The following is a 15,484-nucleotide window of genomic DNA, read 5'->3' as shown; positions in this document are numbered from 1 at the left end:
AACTCCTTGGGACAAGGGAAACGGAGAAGACCGCGCCGTGTTCGAAAAGGCACTGCGCGGCGGCTGGCTGCATGCCTATTGTAGACCTTCCCAGCGCATGGCCTCGATGGCGTCGACCACCGTGCTCTCGTATTCGATGAAGAAATCGCTGTGGAAGCCGTTGCGTATCACCAGGTGGCTGCTGCCGGGCAGGGCGGCGGCCAGGCGCTCGCCGTCGGCCAGGCGCAGCGGCCGGATAAAGTCGAGTACTTCCTGCGCGGCGGCCCGGGTGGCGGGATCGGCTTGCAACAGCCATGGAAACAGGTTGCGCAAGGTGCCGGGATCGACGGTGACGACCAGCGCCGGCGCGCGCACGCGGCGGTAGTCGGGCGAAAAATTGTGCGCGGCCACGTCCATGGCCCTGGCGATGGCGGGCGGCGTGTTCGGCCGCACCGAACCGTCGGGCAGCACTTCCAGCGCATCGCGCCAGTTCGCTTCCAGCGCGGGCCACCATTGCTTGTTGATGCGCCTGGCATAGGCGATCGAGGCGCCCAGCGATGCCAGGTCGGCCGGGCCGGGCGTCGGTTCGTCGCAGGGCGTCGGTGCGGGTTCTTCATAGCCGCCGCTGGCCAGGTAATCGAAGGTCGTGTCCAGGTAGGCGAGGCCCCGCACGCGCCGCGGGTGGCTGCCCGCGAACAGGGTCAGCTCGTTGCCGGCGATGGAGTGCCCTGCCAGGATGATGCGTTGTACCTTCAGCGCGTCCAGCACGGCCAGCAGGTCGGCCACGAGAGTGGCGGGAGAGTAGCTGGCGGCGCTGGCGGGCGTTGGCTTGCTCGATGAACCGTAGCCGCGCCGCGTGATGGCCAGCACGCGGTGGCGGCGCGCCAGCGCGGGCGCCAGGCTGTCGAACGCATGCGCATTGGCGCCCAGGCCGGCCAGCAGCACGATCACGTCGTCGCTGCCGCCCCGTGCCGATGGCCAGTCGCGCACGTGCAGGCTGACGCCGGGGGCGACGCCGATCTGCCGGTCCGTCACGGCGGGTGCGCGCGGCAGCGAATTGCCGCCGCATGCGGCGAGGCCGGCCAGCGCTGTCATCCCCGACAGAAAGTGCCTGCGGGCGTGGAAATGCGCGGGGGCGCCGGGTGTCTTGCTCATGCTGTACTCCTGGTGTGGGTGAGGGCATGAGCAGTGTCGCCGCCGCGCATGAAGCGCGGATGAGGGGCGGGTGAAGGAAGGCTGAAGGCCCGCCGGTCGCGCTAGTGCGACACCAGCACCGGCAACGTCGTCTCTTGCAGCACCGTGCGCGTGACGCCGCCCAGCAGCGCTTCGCGCAGGCGCATGTGGCCGTAGCAGCCCATCACGACCAGGTCGCAGCGCCGCTGCGCGGCCATGGCCAGCAGGGCCGTGCCCACGTCCTGGCCCGGCGGCGTGTCGTGCTGCAGCACCTCGACGTTGACGCCGTGGCGCGCCAGGTACAGGGCCAGGTCGGCGCCCGGCTGCTCGCCGTGCGCGGCCGGCTGGGCGTGCGAATTGACGACGGCCAGGGTGACTTGCCGCGCCTTTTGCAGCAGCGGCAGCGCATCGGTGATGGCGCGCAGCGCTTCGGCGCTGCCGTTCCAGGCCAGCAGCGGATGCTGCGCGGCGCCCGCCGGCGCGGCGGAGGGCGCGTGCGGCACCATCAGCACGGGCCGGCCGCAATGGAGCATCAGGTATTCGGCCGTGCCGGCGATGACGCGCGACGGCGTATCCTGCGCATCCGTCTGGCCCAGGATCAGCAAGTCGCAGTAGCGCGCCTGCAGCAGCAGCGCGCCTTGCGCGTCGTCGTCGACGAAGCGCGTTTCGTAGGCGCCCAGGCCTTCCTCGCGCGCGATGCGCTCGAAGTCGTGCAAGGCTACACTGGCCTGGGTGCGCAGCGCCTGCATCTGCGCCGGCGCAAACTGCAGCGCGTTGACGCCGCCGCCATATGCATAGCGCGAGATGCCGCTCATGGCCGAACCGATCAGGTGCGCCCCTTCGGCGATGGCCAGGCGCACGGCCAGGCGGATGCGCTGGGCGCAGTGGCGGGAATTGTCGACGTGGACCAGCAGGGTGGTGTAGGGCATGGCGTTTCCTCGGTTGTCAGTTGTCAGGTCTGCAGCACGTAGCTGCCCGGCGCGTCGCCCAGGTCGGGGCCCATGGCCGGCGGCGCCACTTGCGCGCCCGCTTGCTGCGCCAGCCAGGCTTGCCAGGCGGGCCACCAGGAACCGTCATGGTGCGGCACGTCGCGCTGCCAGCTGTCCGCGTCGACATAGGGCGCGTCGTGGCGGTGCGTGGCCAGCTGGTAGCTGCGGCGCGGCTGGCCCGGCGGCGAGACGACGCCCGCATTGTGGCCGCCCGAGGTGAGCAGGAAGGTGACGTCCGTGTCGGTCAGCAGCTGCAGTTTGTAGACGGAGCGCCACGGCGCCACGTGATCCGTCAGGGTGCCGACGGCAAAGATCGGTGCATCGATGTCGGGCAGGGCGATGTGGCGGCCTGCCGTGCGGTAGCGGCCTTCGGCCAGGTCGTTGTGCAGGAACAGGCGGCGCAGGTATTCCGAATGCATGCGGCAGGGCATGCGCGTGGCGTCCCCGTTCCAGGCCATCAGGTCGCTGTCCTGTTCATCTTGTCCCAGCAGGTAGTGGTTCAAGCGGCGCGACCAGATCAGATCGTTCGAGCGCAGCAACTGGAAGGCGCCCGCCATCTGCTTCGTATCGAGGTAACCCTGCTTCCACATGGCCGCTTCCAGGAAGCTGACCTGGCTGTCGTCGATGAACAGCGACAGTTCGCCCGGCTCCTTGAAGTCCACCTGCGAGGCCAGCATGGTGAGGCTGGCCAGGCGCGCATCGCCGTCGCGCGCCATCGTCGCGGCGGCGATCGCCAGCAGGGTGCCGCCCAGGCAGTAGCCGGCCGCGTGCACCTGCGGCGCGCCCGTGATGCGGACAACGGCGTCGAGCGCATCCATCACGCCCAGCTGGCGGTAGTCTTCCAGCGACAGCTCGCGGTCTTCTTCCTGCGGGTTTTTCCAGGAAATCATGAACACCGTGTGGCCCTGGCCCACCAGGTAGCGCACCAGCGAATTATGCGGCGACAGGTCGAGAATATAGAACTTCATGATCCAGGCGGGCACGAACAGCAGCGGCGTGGCATGCACGCTCTCTGTCGCAGGCGCGTACTGTATCAATTCGATCAAGTCATTGCGGTAGACCACCTTGCCCGGCGTGACGGCCACGTTTCCGCCCACCTTGAACGTGGCTTCGCCGGCCGCGCCGGCGCCCATGGCGGCGCGTTGCCAGTCGTCGGCCGCGTGGACCATGCCGCGCGCCAGGCTGGCGCCGCCGCTCGCGAGGGTGGCTTGCTGCACCACGGGATTGGTCAGCAGGAAGTTCGACGGCGCCAGCATGTCGAGCCACTGGCGCACGGTGAACGTGACGACATCCTCGTGGTGCGGCGAGACGCCGCGCACGCCCGTGGTGGCGCGGTGCCACCACTGCTGCTGCAGCAAGAAGCCCTGGTAGACGAGATTGTAGGGCCAGCGTTGCCAGGCCGGGTCGTCGAAGCGCCGGTCCTGCGGCAGCGGCGCGATGCACGGCGGCTCGGCGGCGCCGCCGGTCAGGGCCGATTGCCAGGCATATTGCTGCCAGCGGCCGATCTTCTTCCACGCTTCCTGCAGCAGCGTTTGCTGCTTCGATGGCGCCAGCGCCAGGTGGCTGAGCCAGTCGGCATACGCGTTGCCCAGCGCGGCCGGCGAAATGCCGCCCGTGAACTTGCCCAGCCAGGCGTTCAGCAGCAGGTCGAGCGTGGCGCCTTCCGGCGCGCTTTCCGGATAGCCGGGAACCGGCACGCCTTGCCAGGCGCTGCCCAGGCGCTCGTGTGCAAACTTTTGCTCCGCATTGCTCGACTGCATCTTGTTCATCCGGGGCTCCCGTCATTTTTTTACAGGATAGCAAGAGCTTGTTCAAAAAATTATGATCTACATCAAGTTTGGCCGGATGCCTGCGGCCGGCAACCTGCCGCCGGGATGGCAGAGTCCGTTTGCTGCATAAACGAAATGCATTCCAACGAATTTACTGATTGCAATAATTAAAATTGAATTTTCCATGCGGCGATACCCGGACTCGATGGCGGCGCCAGTGTCCAGTTCCCCATTTTACACTCTGTCAAGGCGGATTTCTTTGCGCCACGATGCATGCTGGCAAACCAAAAAAATTGTTTCTTTTTGGATTTATTTATTGTATTTGGTAAATTTATGCAGCAAAATGCCATTACAGCCTGACCAGCAGGCGTGCAGGCCGTTCAAGCCGGCGGGACAGGCTGGTAACCGGAATCGAGGAGAGGGACATGCTTACGAACTGGATGACAAGCGGCAGGGCCGATGCCTGCAGGGGCAATACGGCGTTCAGGCGCGGCATGGCGCGCGATACCGCGGGCGCTGTGCGACCGGCCCTGGGCCGCCTGCAGGTGCTCGCCTACCTGGCGCTGCTGTTGGCCGTGCTGCCCGCCGCAAGCTGCATCGCCATGGGACGCGCCGGCGTGCCGGTGCTGTTCAGCACCGCGTGCGGCGTGGTGTCGTGCGCGGCCGGGGGGCATGCGCTGTAAGCAGGCCCCAGTAAATGATTGCGATTTCTGGCTTCCATAAGCGGCGCTGTGCGTCGCAGCGGGCGCCTTGCCTGGCATCCGATCTTGTCCTTCATGAATTGACAATAATTTCCTGAGGATTACTTAGCGCGTGGCCTGCGCTTCCTCGCAAATCCATGCCATGAATGCCTGCACGGCAGGGCGCGCGGCTGCGTCGGGCCGCGTCACCAGGTAGTAGGCAAAGCGCGCGGGCCACGGCAAGTCCAGCACTTGCACCAGGCGCCCGGCGGCGATTTCTTCCTGCGCATACAGCTGCGGCACCAGGGCCAGGCCCTGGCCCGCCTCGGCCGCACGTATCAACAGAAAATCATCTTCGAAGGCCGAGCCGCGCAGCGCCCGCGCCGCATCCTCGCTGCCGTCCGGCGCGCCATGCGCGGCCAGCCACAGGGGCCAGTCGGCGCGGTCCGTGTCGTGCAGCAGCGGGTAGCGCAGGCAATCGGCCGGCGTGGCGATGGGCGGCTGGCCCGCCATCAGGGATGGACTGGCGACGGGCACCAGCACGGGCGCCATCAAACGCGTCACCTGCAAGCCCGGATAGTCGCCCAGGCCGTGGCGCAAGGCCACGTCGACCCGGTCGCGGCGCAGGTCGACCAGCGCGGATGTCGCTTCCACGCGCACTTCGATATGGGGATGGCGCTGGTTGAAGCGGCCCAGGCGCGGCACCAGCCACGCGGCGGCAAAGGTGGCGACCGTGCTGACGGTGAGCGTCTGGCGCGCGCCCATGTCTTCCAGCGCCTGGCTGGCGCCGGCGATCTGCGCGAAGGCGCCCAGCAGGGCGGGGTGGACCCTGGCGCCCGCCTCGGTCAGGCGCAAGCCCTGGCGTTCGCGCGTAAACAGGGGCATGCCGACCCGTTCTTCCAGCAGGCGGATTTGCTGGCTGACGGCGCCCGACGTCACGTGCAGCGCTTCGGCGGCCGCCTTGATGCTGCCGCGCTGGCCCACTTCGACAAAGGCGCGCAGCGCCTGGAGCGGTAAAGGATGGATCATCGATATAGTTTTTCTAAAGTCAAGTGCGAAAAAACATCGTTTCTATTTCTCTCTTGGAAAACGCATTATAGGGGAGTTCGGCGTTCTTTTGACGTCGAGTAAAACTATATCGATAGGATCTCCATGTTACTTTCACATCGGCAGCTTTGCCTGCTTTTGCTGTGCACCACGCAATTCGTTGCCTTGCTCGATTTTTCCATCACCATGATCCCCTTGCCGCAAATCCAGCACAGCCTGGGCTTCACGCCCGGCGGGCTGCAATGGGTGATCAATGCGTATGGCGTGGCCATCGCCGGCTTCCTGCTGCTGGGCGGGCGCGCGGCCGACCTGTTTGGCCGCCGCCGCGTCTTCATCGCGGGGCTGTTGCTGTTCACGGCCGCCTCCCTGCTGGGCGGCTTTTCGCACAGCCCGGCCATGCTGGTGGCCACGCGCGCGCTGCAGGGCTTCGGCGCCGCCATGTTTTCGCCGGCCGCGTTTTCGCTGCTGCTGGCCGTATTTCCCGAGCCGGCGCAGCGCAACCGGGCGCTCGGCGCCTGGACGGCCGTGGCGGCCAGCGGCTTTGTCGCGGGACTGATACTGGGCGGCTTCATCACGGACCTGCTGGGCTGGCGCTGGGTGCTGTGGATCAATGTGCCCGTCGGCTTGCTGGTGCTGGCCCTGTCGCCTGCCTTGCCCCAGGGCCGGCCCGATGCCGCCGCGGCTGGCGGCTCGCTCGACGTGTGGGGCGCACTGCTGGTGGCGTCGGGCGCGGCGACGCTGGTGTTTGCCTTTGCCAATAGCGAGCATGTGGGATTGGCGCATCCGCTCACGTTTGCCCTGGTCGCGCTGGCACTGGCCTTGCTGGCGCTGTTCGTCTGGGTGGAAGGGCGCGTGGCCGCGCCGCTGATGCCGCTGGCCGTCTTCCTGCGCCGCTCGACGGGCGGCGCGAATGTCGTCTCCCTGCTGGCCAACACGGCCCTCGGCCCCACTTTTGTCGTCGTGGCGTTGGCCATGCAGGAAGTGCTGGGGTTTTCCGCCACGCGCACGGGACTGGGCTTGCTGCCGATGGCCGTCGCCTTTACGCTGGCCAGCGCGTGGGCCGGACCGGCATTGATCGCCCGCTGGGGCACCAAGCCCGTCATCGTCGGCGGCCTGCTGCTGTTCATCGGCGGCCTGGCCATGCTGGGCGCGTCGCTGGCCACGCTGGCGTCGTGGGCCGCCTCCATCCTGCCCGGCACCGTACTGGCCGGCATCGGCTATGGCCTGGCATTTCCCGCCTGGACGGTGGCCGGCATCGATGGCGTGCCGGAAGCGGACCATGGCTTGGCGGGCGGCATGCTGACGACCACGCAGGAAGTCGGCTCGGCCGTCGGCCTGGCCGTGGGCGTGGCGGTCAGCATCGCCGTGCTGGCCGGCGGCGGCACGGCCGCGCAAGGCTACAGCAGCGCCATCCTCGTTTCCGCCTGCCTGGTGGCGGCGGGCCTGGCCTGCGCCATCGCCATCCTGCCCGGCAAGGCCGCGCGCCAGGAGGCGGCGTCATGATGGAGCTCTATACCGACAGCTCGCCCAACGGTTTCAAGGCCACCATCGCGCTGGCCGAACTGGGCTTGCCCTATCGATTGCGCCATGTGCGCATCGAACAGGGCGAGCACCGCTTGCCCGCCTTCCTGGCCCTCAATCCGCACGGGCGCATTCCCGTGCTGGTCGACCACGACACGGGCATCACCGTGTTCGAGTCGGCCGCCATCCTGCTGTACCTGGCGGAAAAGACGGGGCGCTTGCTGCCGGCGCAGCCACGGCAGCGCTGGGCCGCCATCACCTGGCTGCAATTTCACGCGGCCAGCATGGGGCCGATGCTGGGCCAGCGCGTGCACTTTGAGATCGCGGACGCAGGCGCGAACGTGTCCGCCACGGCGCACTTCCGCCACTTGTGCGACGCCGCGCTGGCCACCATGGATGGCCGCCTGGCGGATCACGCCTACCTGGCCGGCGACGACTATTCCATCGCCGACATCGCCAGCTTCGGCTGGCTGCACATCGCCGACCTGGTCGGCTTCAAGCTCGATGACTGGCCGCACGTGGCCGCCTGGTACGCCCGCGTGGCGGCCCGTCCGGCCGTGCAGCTGGGCATCACGCTTCCCGCGCCCGCCACGGGCGCTTGACCTATATCAAGGAACAATATGACGATCGATACCGGCGGCGCGTCCTCGCACGCGTTTGCCCACCATGCAGGCTACCGCCGCATGTTCGCGCCCGGCGCGCTCACCCTCGGCATTTATCTGCCGCTGCGCTTTTACCAGGGCGACATGCAGGCGCTGGCGGGCCAGGCCGACCTGGTCGCCGCCATGGACCGGCAAGGCTTTGCCGCCGCCTGGGTGCGCGACATTCCCCTGTTCGACCCGCGCTTCGGCGACGCGGGCCAGCTGTTCGACCCGTGGACCTATCTGGCGTATCTGGCGGCGCGCACGGACTCGCTGGCCCTGGCCACGGGCAGCGCCATTTTCACCCTGCGCCATCCGATCGACCTGGCCAAGGCGGCCGCCAGCATCGACCAGCTGTCGGGCGGACGCCTGGTGCTGGGCACGGCGTCGGGCGACCGGGCCAGCGAATTTCCCGCGTATGGCGTGCCGCATGCCACGCGCGGCGCGCGCTATGCGCAGGCCGTGCACATGTTCCGCCAGCTGCTGCAGGCAGGTCCCGCCAGCATCGACGGCCCGCTGGGCAGCCTGGCGGGCCTCGAACTGCTGCCCAAGCCCGTGGCGGGCGCCATTCCCCTCGTCGTCACCAGTTCCTCGGGCCAGCCGCTGGAGTGGATAGGGCGCCACGCCGATGGATGGCTGACGTATCCGGAAGCGACGGATACGCCGGACGGGCCGCGCCGGCTGGCGGACAAGATCCGCGCCTGGCGCGCCTGCATACCCGATGGCGGCTTTCGTCCGCACATGTGCAACGAGTGGCTGGACCTGGTGGACGACCCCGATTACCCGCGCACGCCCGTGCGCAGCGGCTATGTGCTGCGCACGGGGCGCAAGGGCTTGATCGACTTGCTCGGTGAATGGCGGGACGCTGGCGTCAATCATGCGGCGCTGGGCATCCAGCATGGCCAACGCCCGGCCGCGGAGGTGCTGCAGGAACTGGCGCAGGAAGTGCTGCCGCATTTTCCCTCGCATGCGGCGCCGGCCAGTGCCGTGCCGCGCTGGTGAAGGCGGCCTAGAACAGCTGGGTAGCCGTATAAATCAGCAAACCGGCCAGGCCACCCACGACGGTGCCGTTGATGCGGATGAATTGCAGGTCGCGCCCGATGGCCAGTTCGATGCGCTCGCTCATTTCGTCCTTGCTCCACAGGTCCAGGCGGGCGGCGATGAAGGCGCCCACCTCGCCCCGGTAGCGGCGCACCAGCGCGCCGCTGCCGGCGACGATGGCGTCGTTCAGCCATGCCCGCGCGGCCTGGTCCGCGCCCAGCACCGTGCCCGTGTTGCGCGCCAGGCCGGCAATGGCTTGCGCCAGCACGGGCTGGTCGGCGTGCAGGTCGGCCAGCAGGCGCGCGCGGAGGTGGTTCCAGACGTCGCCCAGCATGGCTTGCACCGTGTCGCTGGCGATCAGCTGCAGCTGGTAGCGGCGCACCGTGGCTTGCCACTGCGGGTCGGCCTTCAGGTGCAGCGCGCTGTCGGCGATCCAGCCGGCGATGCGCTGGCGCAGCGGGTGGGCCGGATCGACGCGCACGGCGAGGGCGAATTTCTGCAGCGAGGCGATCATGCGCGGCTCATACGCCTTCACGGCTTTTTTCACCAGCGCGTTCTCGATCTGGAAGGCGCCCAGCACGAAGTCGCCGATGGCGGCGTGGTGGTGCTCATCGTCCAGGTAGGCGGCGCTGCGGTCGAGCAGGAAGTCCAGCAATTCCTGCGGCTTGCCGTCGGCGATCAGCGCATCGATGCAGTCGGCCGCCACGTCCGACACATTCAATTGGCCCAGGTAGCCGCTGGCCTGCTCGCGCAGCAGACGCCCCAGCGTGTCGTGGTCGGCCATCGCCAGCAGCTGTTTCGCCACGCCGGCGCTGGCCATGCCCAGCTGCCGCGCGTGGGTCTCGTCGCCGAGCCAGGCGCCCAGGCGCGCGGCGGGGTCGGCTTGCACGATGCGTTCGGCGATGCCTTGCTCGGTAATGAAATGGTTTTCCACGAAGGCGCCCAGGCTGCGGCCGATGTCCGCCTTGCTGTTCGGGATGATGGCCGTATGCCACAGGGGGATGCCCAGCGGGTGGCGGAACAGGGCGACGACGGCGAACCAGTCGGCGATCGCGCCCACCATGGCCGCTTCGGCGAACGCTTCCACGTAGCCCCAGGCGGGATGGCCGTCCCGCTGCGAGCGGGCCACGGCGAAGACCAGCGCGGCCAGCAGCAGCAAGCCGACGGCCAGCCACTGCATGTTGCGCAGGCGCGCGCGTTTGAGCTGGTCCGTGCTCTGGTCCAGCTGTGCGATGAGGTCGGGGGAACGTTGCATGGATGGCGGCCTGCGGTGGTTGCGAGACCGCCATCTTAACTGGGGCAGCGACAGGATATGTCGCTGCAGGGGATTTTTTACTGCGGCGGGTGCAGCAGCGAACGGCGACGCGCGTAGCCGAAGTAGATGACCAGGCCGATCACCAGCCAGATGGTGAAGGCCACCCAGGTGACCCAGCTGAGGAAGCTCATCAGGCCCACGCACAGGATCACGGCCAGCGCCGGCACGTACGGCACGCCGGGGCAGCGGAAGGCGCGCGGCAGGTCGGGACGCTTCTTGCGCAGCACCACCACGGCAACCGACACCATGGTGAAGGCGGCCAGGGTGCCAATGTTGATCAGCTCGGCGAGGATGTTGAGCGGGATCACGGCGGCGATCAGGCCGAAGACGATGCCGACCAGCCAGGTGGCGAAGAACGGCGTGTGGAAGCGCGGGTGCACGGTCGACAGGCGCTTGGGCAGCAAGCCGTCGCGCGACATGGCGAAGATGATGCGCGTCTGGCCAAATGCCATCACGAGGATCACGGTGGTCATGCCGAGGATGGCGCCCAGGTCGACGAAGCCGGCGATCCAGTTTTCGCCCGCATACTGCAGGGCCAGCGAGACGGGATGGTCGACGCCGAGGAATTTCTGGTACGGCACGATGCCCGTCATGATGGCCGAGACGACCACGTACAGCACGGCGCACACGGCCAGCGAGCCGATGATGCCGATCGGCAGGTCGCGCGACGGTTTCTTGACTTCCTCTGCGGCCGAGGTGACGGCGTCAAAGCCGATGAAGGCGAAGAAGACGAGGGCGGCGGCGCTCAGCATGCCGTGGTAGCCGAACGGCATGTAGGGCTGCCAGTTGGCCGGCTGCACGTGGCGCGCGCCGAAGATGATAAACAGCAGCACCACGCCCACCTTGATGGCCACCATGATGTTGTTCAGGCGCGCCGATTCGCGCACGCCCCAGCCCAGCATGGCCGTCAGGGCCAGCATGATGACGAGGGCCGGCAGGTTGATGAAGGTGGTCACGCCGGGCAGCGCGCCCGGCGCGGCGGTGAGCGCGACGGGCAGGGCGATGCCAAAGCCCGACAGCAGCGACTGGAAGTAGCCGGACCAGCCGACGGAGACGGCGGCGGCGGCCAGGCCGTATTCGAGCAGCAAGTCCCAGCCTATCATCCAGGCGGCCAGCTCGCCCAGGGTGGCGTAGCTGTAGGTGTAGATGGAGCCGGCCACCGGCACGGTGGAGGCAAATTCCGCGTAGCACAGGGCGGCGAAGCAGCAGGCCACGGCCGCCACGACAAACGACAGCGACAGGGCGGGGCCGGCCGTCAGCGCGCCCGTGCCGGTGAGCACGAAAATGCCCGTGCCGACGATGGCGCCGATGCCCATGAGGACAAGGTCGAAGGGCCCCAGCACCTTGGCCAGACCTCCTGGCTTCTTGCTGTGGGCAATCATGTCATCCAAATTCTTGGTTCTAAATAAGCTCACTGTGTCTCCTGGTGGTTTTTGTCATGGCGCCATTGCCGCCTCGTGAGTAGCACGACGCAGCCAGATTCTAGCCCAGGCGGCCAAGATTCCAGAAGGAAAACCGTACTTTGGCGTGCGCGCCAGCCCGGAAGCTTGTCTTGCGGGCAAAAAAACAGCCCCGGAAGCGGCCGGGGCTGGAAAGGAGACTGCTACAAATGGTTACTTTGGCTTACTTTGAAAAGTGCGCCTCGATCTCTTCCAGTGTCTTGCCTTTGGTCTCCGGCAGCAGGAAGGCCGCCGCCAGGAAGTACAGCACGGTGCAGCCGGCGCCAAAGAAGAACAGCGTCGAATAACCGTGCAAGCCCACGGTCGGCAGGAAGATGGCGGCGATCACCGTCGAGACGAATTGGTTCACCAGCAGGGCGATGCTCATGCCGTTCGAGCGGATGCGGGTTGGCATCAGCTCGGACAGGGCCAGCCACACGCACACGCCCGGCCCCACGGCAAAGCTGGAAACGAACACGCAGATGGCGATCGCCACCAGCCAGCCGTGCGTGGACGAGGGCACGGGGCCCAGGCTGGCCTTCTCGATGCGCAGCGGCGCCTCGCGCCCGGCGGCCGGGTCGGCGAACGGGTTCAGGTGCAGCTTGCGGAAGAACACGCCGATCACGCTGTCGGCCTGCACGGCGTCCGCGCGGGCGATCGTCACCTGGCGCAGCACGGGATCGTCGCTGCGCAGGCTTTTCACGTTGGTGAACGGGCCGTAGGCGTAGGCGATGGTCAGCTGCTGCGGCGTGCCGTCGGTTGCCGCGCCCAGGGCCGCCAAGGTGGCCGCATCGAGGTGCAAGGCCAGGCTGTCCGCTTGCACCTGCGCCGCGATGGCAGGGCGCACGTCGGCCAGGTGCGCTTCGGCGCCGCGGAACAGCAGGCCGGCCGCCAGCAGCGAGACGACGATGCCGCCCGTGCCCAGCATCAGCAGGAATTTGCGGCCCTTGCGGTCGACCAGCAGCACGGCCACCACCGTCATCACGGCGTTCAGCACCTTCAACAACACGTCCGCCATGTTGGCCGAGGCGCCCGACAGGCCCGCCTGGTTCAAGATATTGACGACGTAGGCGAGAATGGAATTGATGCCCGTCGCCTGCGTGCAGGCGAGGATCAGGCAAGCGAGCAGGAAGGGCAGCACGTAGCGGCGGCTCAGCAGCGGATCCCTGGCCTTGCCGCCGGCCTTGGCCGTATTTTCCGGCGTATCCTGCATCTCGCGCAGTTCGATGTCGGCGTCGGCGGGCAGGCGCGTGCGCAGCAGCGACTGGCGCGCCTGTTCGATGCGGCCCCGTTGCGCCAGCCAGCGCGGCGATTCGGCCAGCAGCAGCGCGCCGATGGTAAACACCAGGCCCGGCGTTAGGCAGACCCAGAAGATGCTGCGCCAGGCGTGGTCCTTGGCGGCAAAAATGGCGGCGATGCGGCCCGCTTCCGGCAGCGCTTGCGCCGCCTGCGTGGCCGTTTCCACCGTCTGCGCCTGCAGCAGGCCGATCAGGGCGGCGGCCACCAGGCCGATGGTCAGCAGCAGCTGGAACAGGGCGGCACCGCGCCCGCGCTGCTGCGCGGGCAGGCATTCGGCCAGGTACAGGGGCACGACGACGCCGATCAAGCCGCCGCTGATGCCTTGCAGCAGACGGCCCAGCAGCAGCGGCATGTAGCCGTCGGCCAGCGCGATCAGCGGGATGCTGGCGCTGAACAGGGCGCCGGCCAGGAACATCACCCAGCGCCGGCCAAGCAGGTCGGCCAAGGCGCCGGCGAACAGCGAGGAGAGGACGGAGCCCAGCAGCACGGCGGCAACGATAAAGCTCAGCTGCTGGGCCGTCAGTTTCCACGCCACGGACGCCGTCGATTCCAGGTAGGGCAGGGCGCCGGCGATGATGCCGATGTCTATGCCGTACAGCAATCCCCCCATGCCGGCAATAAATAGCAGGTAGCGCATGGCCCACACGGGGGCCTTGTGTGACGTGTCGTGCATGAAAACTCCGGGACGGGGTTGAGGTTGGGGGCTGGGTCTAGAGACTGAATCTAGCGGGTGGAAAGATCGATGGCCGCGCCTTCGACGAAGACGGACACTGGCTGCAAGTTGGCATCGAGGACGACGATATCGGCCCAGGCGCCGGGCGCCAGGCGGCCCCGTTCGGATTCGCCCAGGTAATCGGCCGGGTACAGCGACAGGCGGTTCGAGGCGTCGGCCAGGTCCAGGCCCAGGTCGACGAAATTGCGCAGGGCCTGGTCCATGGTCAGCACGCTGCCGGCCAGCGAGCCCGTGGCCAGGCGCACGCAGCCCAGGCATTTGTAGACGCGCTGCGTGCCCAGGCCGTATTCGCCGTCCGGCATGCCGGTGGCCGAGGTGGCGTCCGTCACGCCGTACAGGCGGGGGATGGCGCGCAGGGCCGCGCGCAGGGCGCCCTTGGCCACGTGCTGCAGGTCGGGGATGATTTCCGCGTATTCGGCGTGCGCCAGGGCCGCGCCCACCATGCCGGGGTCGTAATGGGTCATGCCCGTCATGCCGTTGTACAGGTGGGTAAAGCCGGAGACGCCGGCGTTGAGCGCCGCCACGCCTTCGTCATACGTGCCGGCGCTGTGGCCGATCTGCACGCGGATGCCCATGGCCGCCAGCTGCGGGATCAGTTCCAGGTGGCCGGGGATTTCCGGCGCCATGGTCAAGACCTTGATGGGGGCGATGGCGTGGAAGCGCTGCACCAGCGCCAGGCTGGCCTGCACCACGTCGGGCGGCTGCGCGCCCAGGCGGTGCAGGTTCAGGAACGGGCCTTCCAGGTGCACGCCCAGCATGCGCGCGCCGTTGGCCGGGCGCTCGGCGATGACGCCTGCCAGGCCTTGCAGGGCGCGCAGGATCGACGGCTCCTTCGCCGTCAGGGTGGTGCCCAAGAGGGCCGTGGTGCCATGGCGCGCGTGTACCTGCGCCACGGTGGCGCCCGCGTCGCCGCCTTCCATGATGTCGACGCCGGCCGCGCCGTGCACGTGCAGGTCGATGAAGCCGGGCAGGATGGTCAGCGCGCTGTCGGCGGCAGGGTCTTCTTGTATCTGGACGATGCGCTGGTCAAAGGTGATGGTGCCCGTGATCCAGCCAGATGGGGTAAGGATTCTGCCGCTCAGCATGTGTTATTCCGCTATAAAAAGTTCGATGCCCAGCTTTTGCAGCCCTTCGCGGTACTCCTGGCTGATGCTGGCATCGGTGATGACGGTATCGACGCGGTCCAGCTGCACGATGCGGTGCAGGCTGACGCGGCCGAACTTCGAGGCGTCCGTGAGGACGATGATTTTCTTGGCCCGTTCCACCATCTTGTGGTTCAGGCTTGCTTCCGCTTCGTGGTGGGTGGTGACGCCAAACTGCAGGTCGAAGCCGTCCACGCCCAGGAACAGCTTGTCGAAGCTGTAGGCCTGCAGGCAGGTCTCGGCCTGGCTGCCCTGGATCGACAGCGACTGCTTGCGCAGCAAGCCGCCCGTGAGGATCAGGTCCACGCCGGGCGCATCGGCCAGTTCCCACGCGATGTTCAGGCCATTCGTGGCCACCGTCACGCCCGTGGCGTCGCGCAGATGGCGCGCCAGCGAGATGGTGGTGGTGCCCGAGTCGATGATGATGTTGTCGCCCGGTTCCACCAGCCGCGCCGCGTAGGCGCCGATGCGCTCCTTCTGCTCGTGGTTGATGGCGTCCTTCTGGCGTATCGTGTGCTCGGGCGGCGGCGTGCGCGTCAGGGTCGCGCCGCCGTGGCTGCGCGTGGCCATGCCTTGCGCTTCCAGCGCATTCAAGTCGCTGCGGATGGTGACCGCGGACACGCCGAGCTTTTCCACCAGATCGGTCACCTGCACCGAGCCCTGCTGGGCAAGCATTTGGAGGATGGATTCACGGCGTTGGCTGGTATTTCGCATGG

13 protein-coding genes are annotated in these 15,484 nt (G+C 67.7%); 4 read left to right on the top strand and 9 right to left on the bottom strand.

Annotation, left to right across the window (positions count from 1 at the left end; translation table 11 throughout):
* Positions 1-75: 75 nt before the first annotated feature.
* The 3 genes from CLU94_RS01025 to CLU94_RS01015 form a co-directional block, all read right to left on the bottom strand.
* A complete protein-coding gene (locus CLU94_RS01025; RefSeq protein ID WP_099664245.1) occupies positions 76-1,134 on the bottom strand; it encodes an alpha/beta hydrolase in 1,059 nt (352 codons plus the stop codon).
* 101 nt (positions 1,135-1,235) lie between these two features.
* Positions 1,236-2,081, bottom strand: a complete 846-nt coding sequence (locus CLU94_RS01020) for a universal stress protein (protein ID WP_099664244.1) — start codon at positions 2,079-2,081, stop codon at positions 1,236-1,238.
* Positions 2,082-2,104: 23 nt separating this feature from the next.
* Positions 2,105-3,901, bottom strand: a complete 1,797-nt coding sequence (locus CLU94_RS01015; protein WP_373610632.1) for a PHA/PHB synthase family protein — start codon at positions 3,899-3,901, stop codon at positions 2,105-2,107.
* A gap of 434 nt (positions 3,902-4,335) precedes the next feature.
* Here CLU94_RS01015 and CLU94_RS01010 point away from each other — a divergent pair, with 434 nt between their 5' ends.
* Complete coding sequence (locus tag CLU94_RS01010) at positions 4,336-4,593, top strand: hypothetical protein (RefSeq protein WP_143451321.1); 258 nt, start codon at positions 4,336-4,338, stop codon at positions 4,591-4,593.
* Positions 4,594-4,716: 123 nt separating this feature from the next.
* On the opposite strand, the gene gcvA is transcribed toward CLU94_RS01010, so the two are convergent.
* Positions 4,717-5,619, bottom strand: coding sequence for a transcriptional regulator GcvA (gene gcvA, locus CLU94_RS01005; protein WP_099664241.1), 903 nt, complete (start codon positions 5,617-5,619; stop codon positions 4,717-4,719).
* A 123-nt stretch (positions 5,620-5,742) separates the two neighbouring features.
* Between gcvA and CLU94_RS01000 the strand changes: the two genes are divergently transcribed.
* Genes CLU94_RS01000 through CLU94_RS00990 form a run of 3 tightly spaced genes read left to right on the top strand, consistent with a single transcriptional unit; the run spans position 5,743 to position 8,801 of the window.
* A complete protein-coding gene (locus CLU94_RS01000) occupies positions 5,743-7,140 on the top strand; it encodes an MFS transporter (protein WP_099664240.1) in 1,398 nt (465 codons plus the stop codon).
* The gene (locus CLU94_RS00995) at positions 7,137-7,760 is read left to right on the top strand and encodes a glutathione S-transferase family protein (RefSeq protein ID WP_099664239.1); all 624 of its coding nucleotides are present in this window, start codon (positions 7,137-7,139) and stop codon (positions 7,758-7,760) included. The genes CLU94_RS01000 and CLU94_RS00995 overlap by 4 nt, the downstream gene beginning before the upstream one ends.
* An 18-nt stretch (positions 7,761-7,778) precedes the next feature.
* Positions 7,779-8,801: an LLM class oxidoreductase gene (locus CLU94_RS00990; RefSeq protein WP_099664238.1), complete on the top strand. Its 1,023-nt coding sequence runs from the start codon at positions 7,779-7,781 to the stop codon at positions 8,799-8,801.
* 7 nt (positions 8,802-8,808) lie between these two features.
* Here the strand turns inward: CLU94_RS00990 and CLU94_RS00985 are convergent, their stop codons facing one another.
* From CLU94_RS00985 to CLU94_RS00965, 5 genes are all read right to left on the bottom strand, one after another.
* Complete coding sequence (locus CLU94_RS00985) at positions 8,809-10,095, bottom strand: DUF445 domain-containing protein (RefSeq protein WP_099664237.1); 1,287 nt, start codon at positions 10,093-10,095, stop codon at positions 8,809-8,811.
* A 77-nt stretch (positions 10,096-10,172) separates the two neighbouring features.
* Positions 10,173-11,570: an amino acid permease gene (locus CLU94_RS00980; protein WP_099664236.1), complete on the bottom strand. Its 1,398-nt coding sequence runs from the start codon at positions 11,568-11,570 to the stop codon at positions 10,173-10,175.
* Positions 11,571-11,778: 208 nt separating this feature from the next.
* A complete protein-coding gene (locus CLU94_RS00975; RefSeq protein ID WP_099664235.1) occupies positions 11,779-13,566 on the bottom strand; it encodes an MFS transporter in 1,788 nt (595 codons plus the stop codon).
* 50 nt (positions 13,567-13,616) lie between these two features.
* Positions 13,617-14,711, bottom strand: a complete 1,095-nt coding sequence (locus CLU94_RS00970) for an N-acetylglucosamine-6-phosphate deacetylase (protein WP_099664234.1) — start codon at positions 14,709-14,711, stop codon at positions 13,617-13,619.
* A gap of 3 nt (positions 14,712-14,714) precedes the next feature.
* Positions 14,715-15,482, bottom strand: coding sequence for a DeoR family transcriptional regulator (locus CLU94_RS00965; RefSeq protein ID WP_034781637.1), 768 nt, complete (start codon positions 15,480-15,482; stop codon positions 14,715-14,717).
* Positions 15,483-15,484 lie beyond the last annotated feature (2 nt).

The organism is Janthinobacterium sp. 13 (assembly GCF_002749695.1).
Taxonomy (GTDB): domain Bacteria; phylum Pseudomonadota; class Gammaproteobacteria; order Burkholderiales; family Burkholderiaceae_D; genus Janthinobacterium; species Janthinobacterium kumbetense.
The sequence above is the reverse complement of the archived record's forward strand: the minus strand, read 5'-3'. Positions and strand labels throughout refer to the sequence as shown.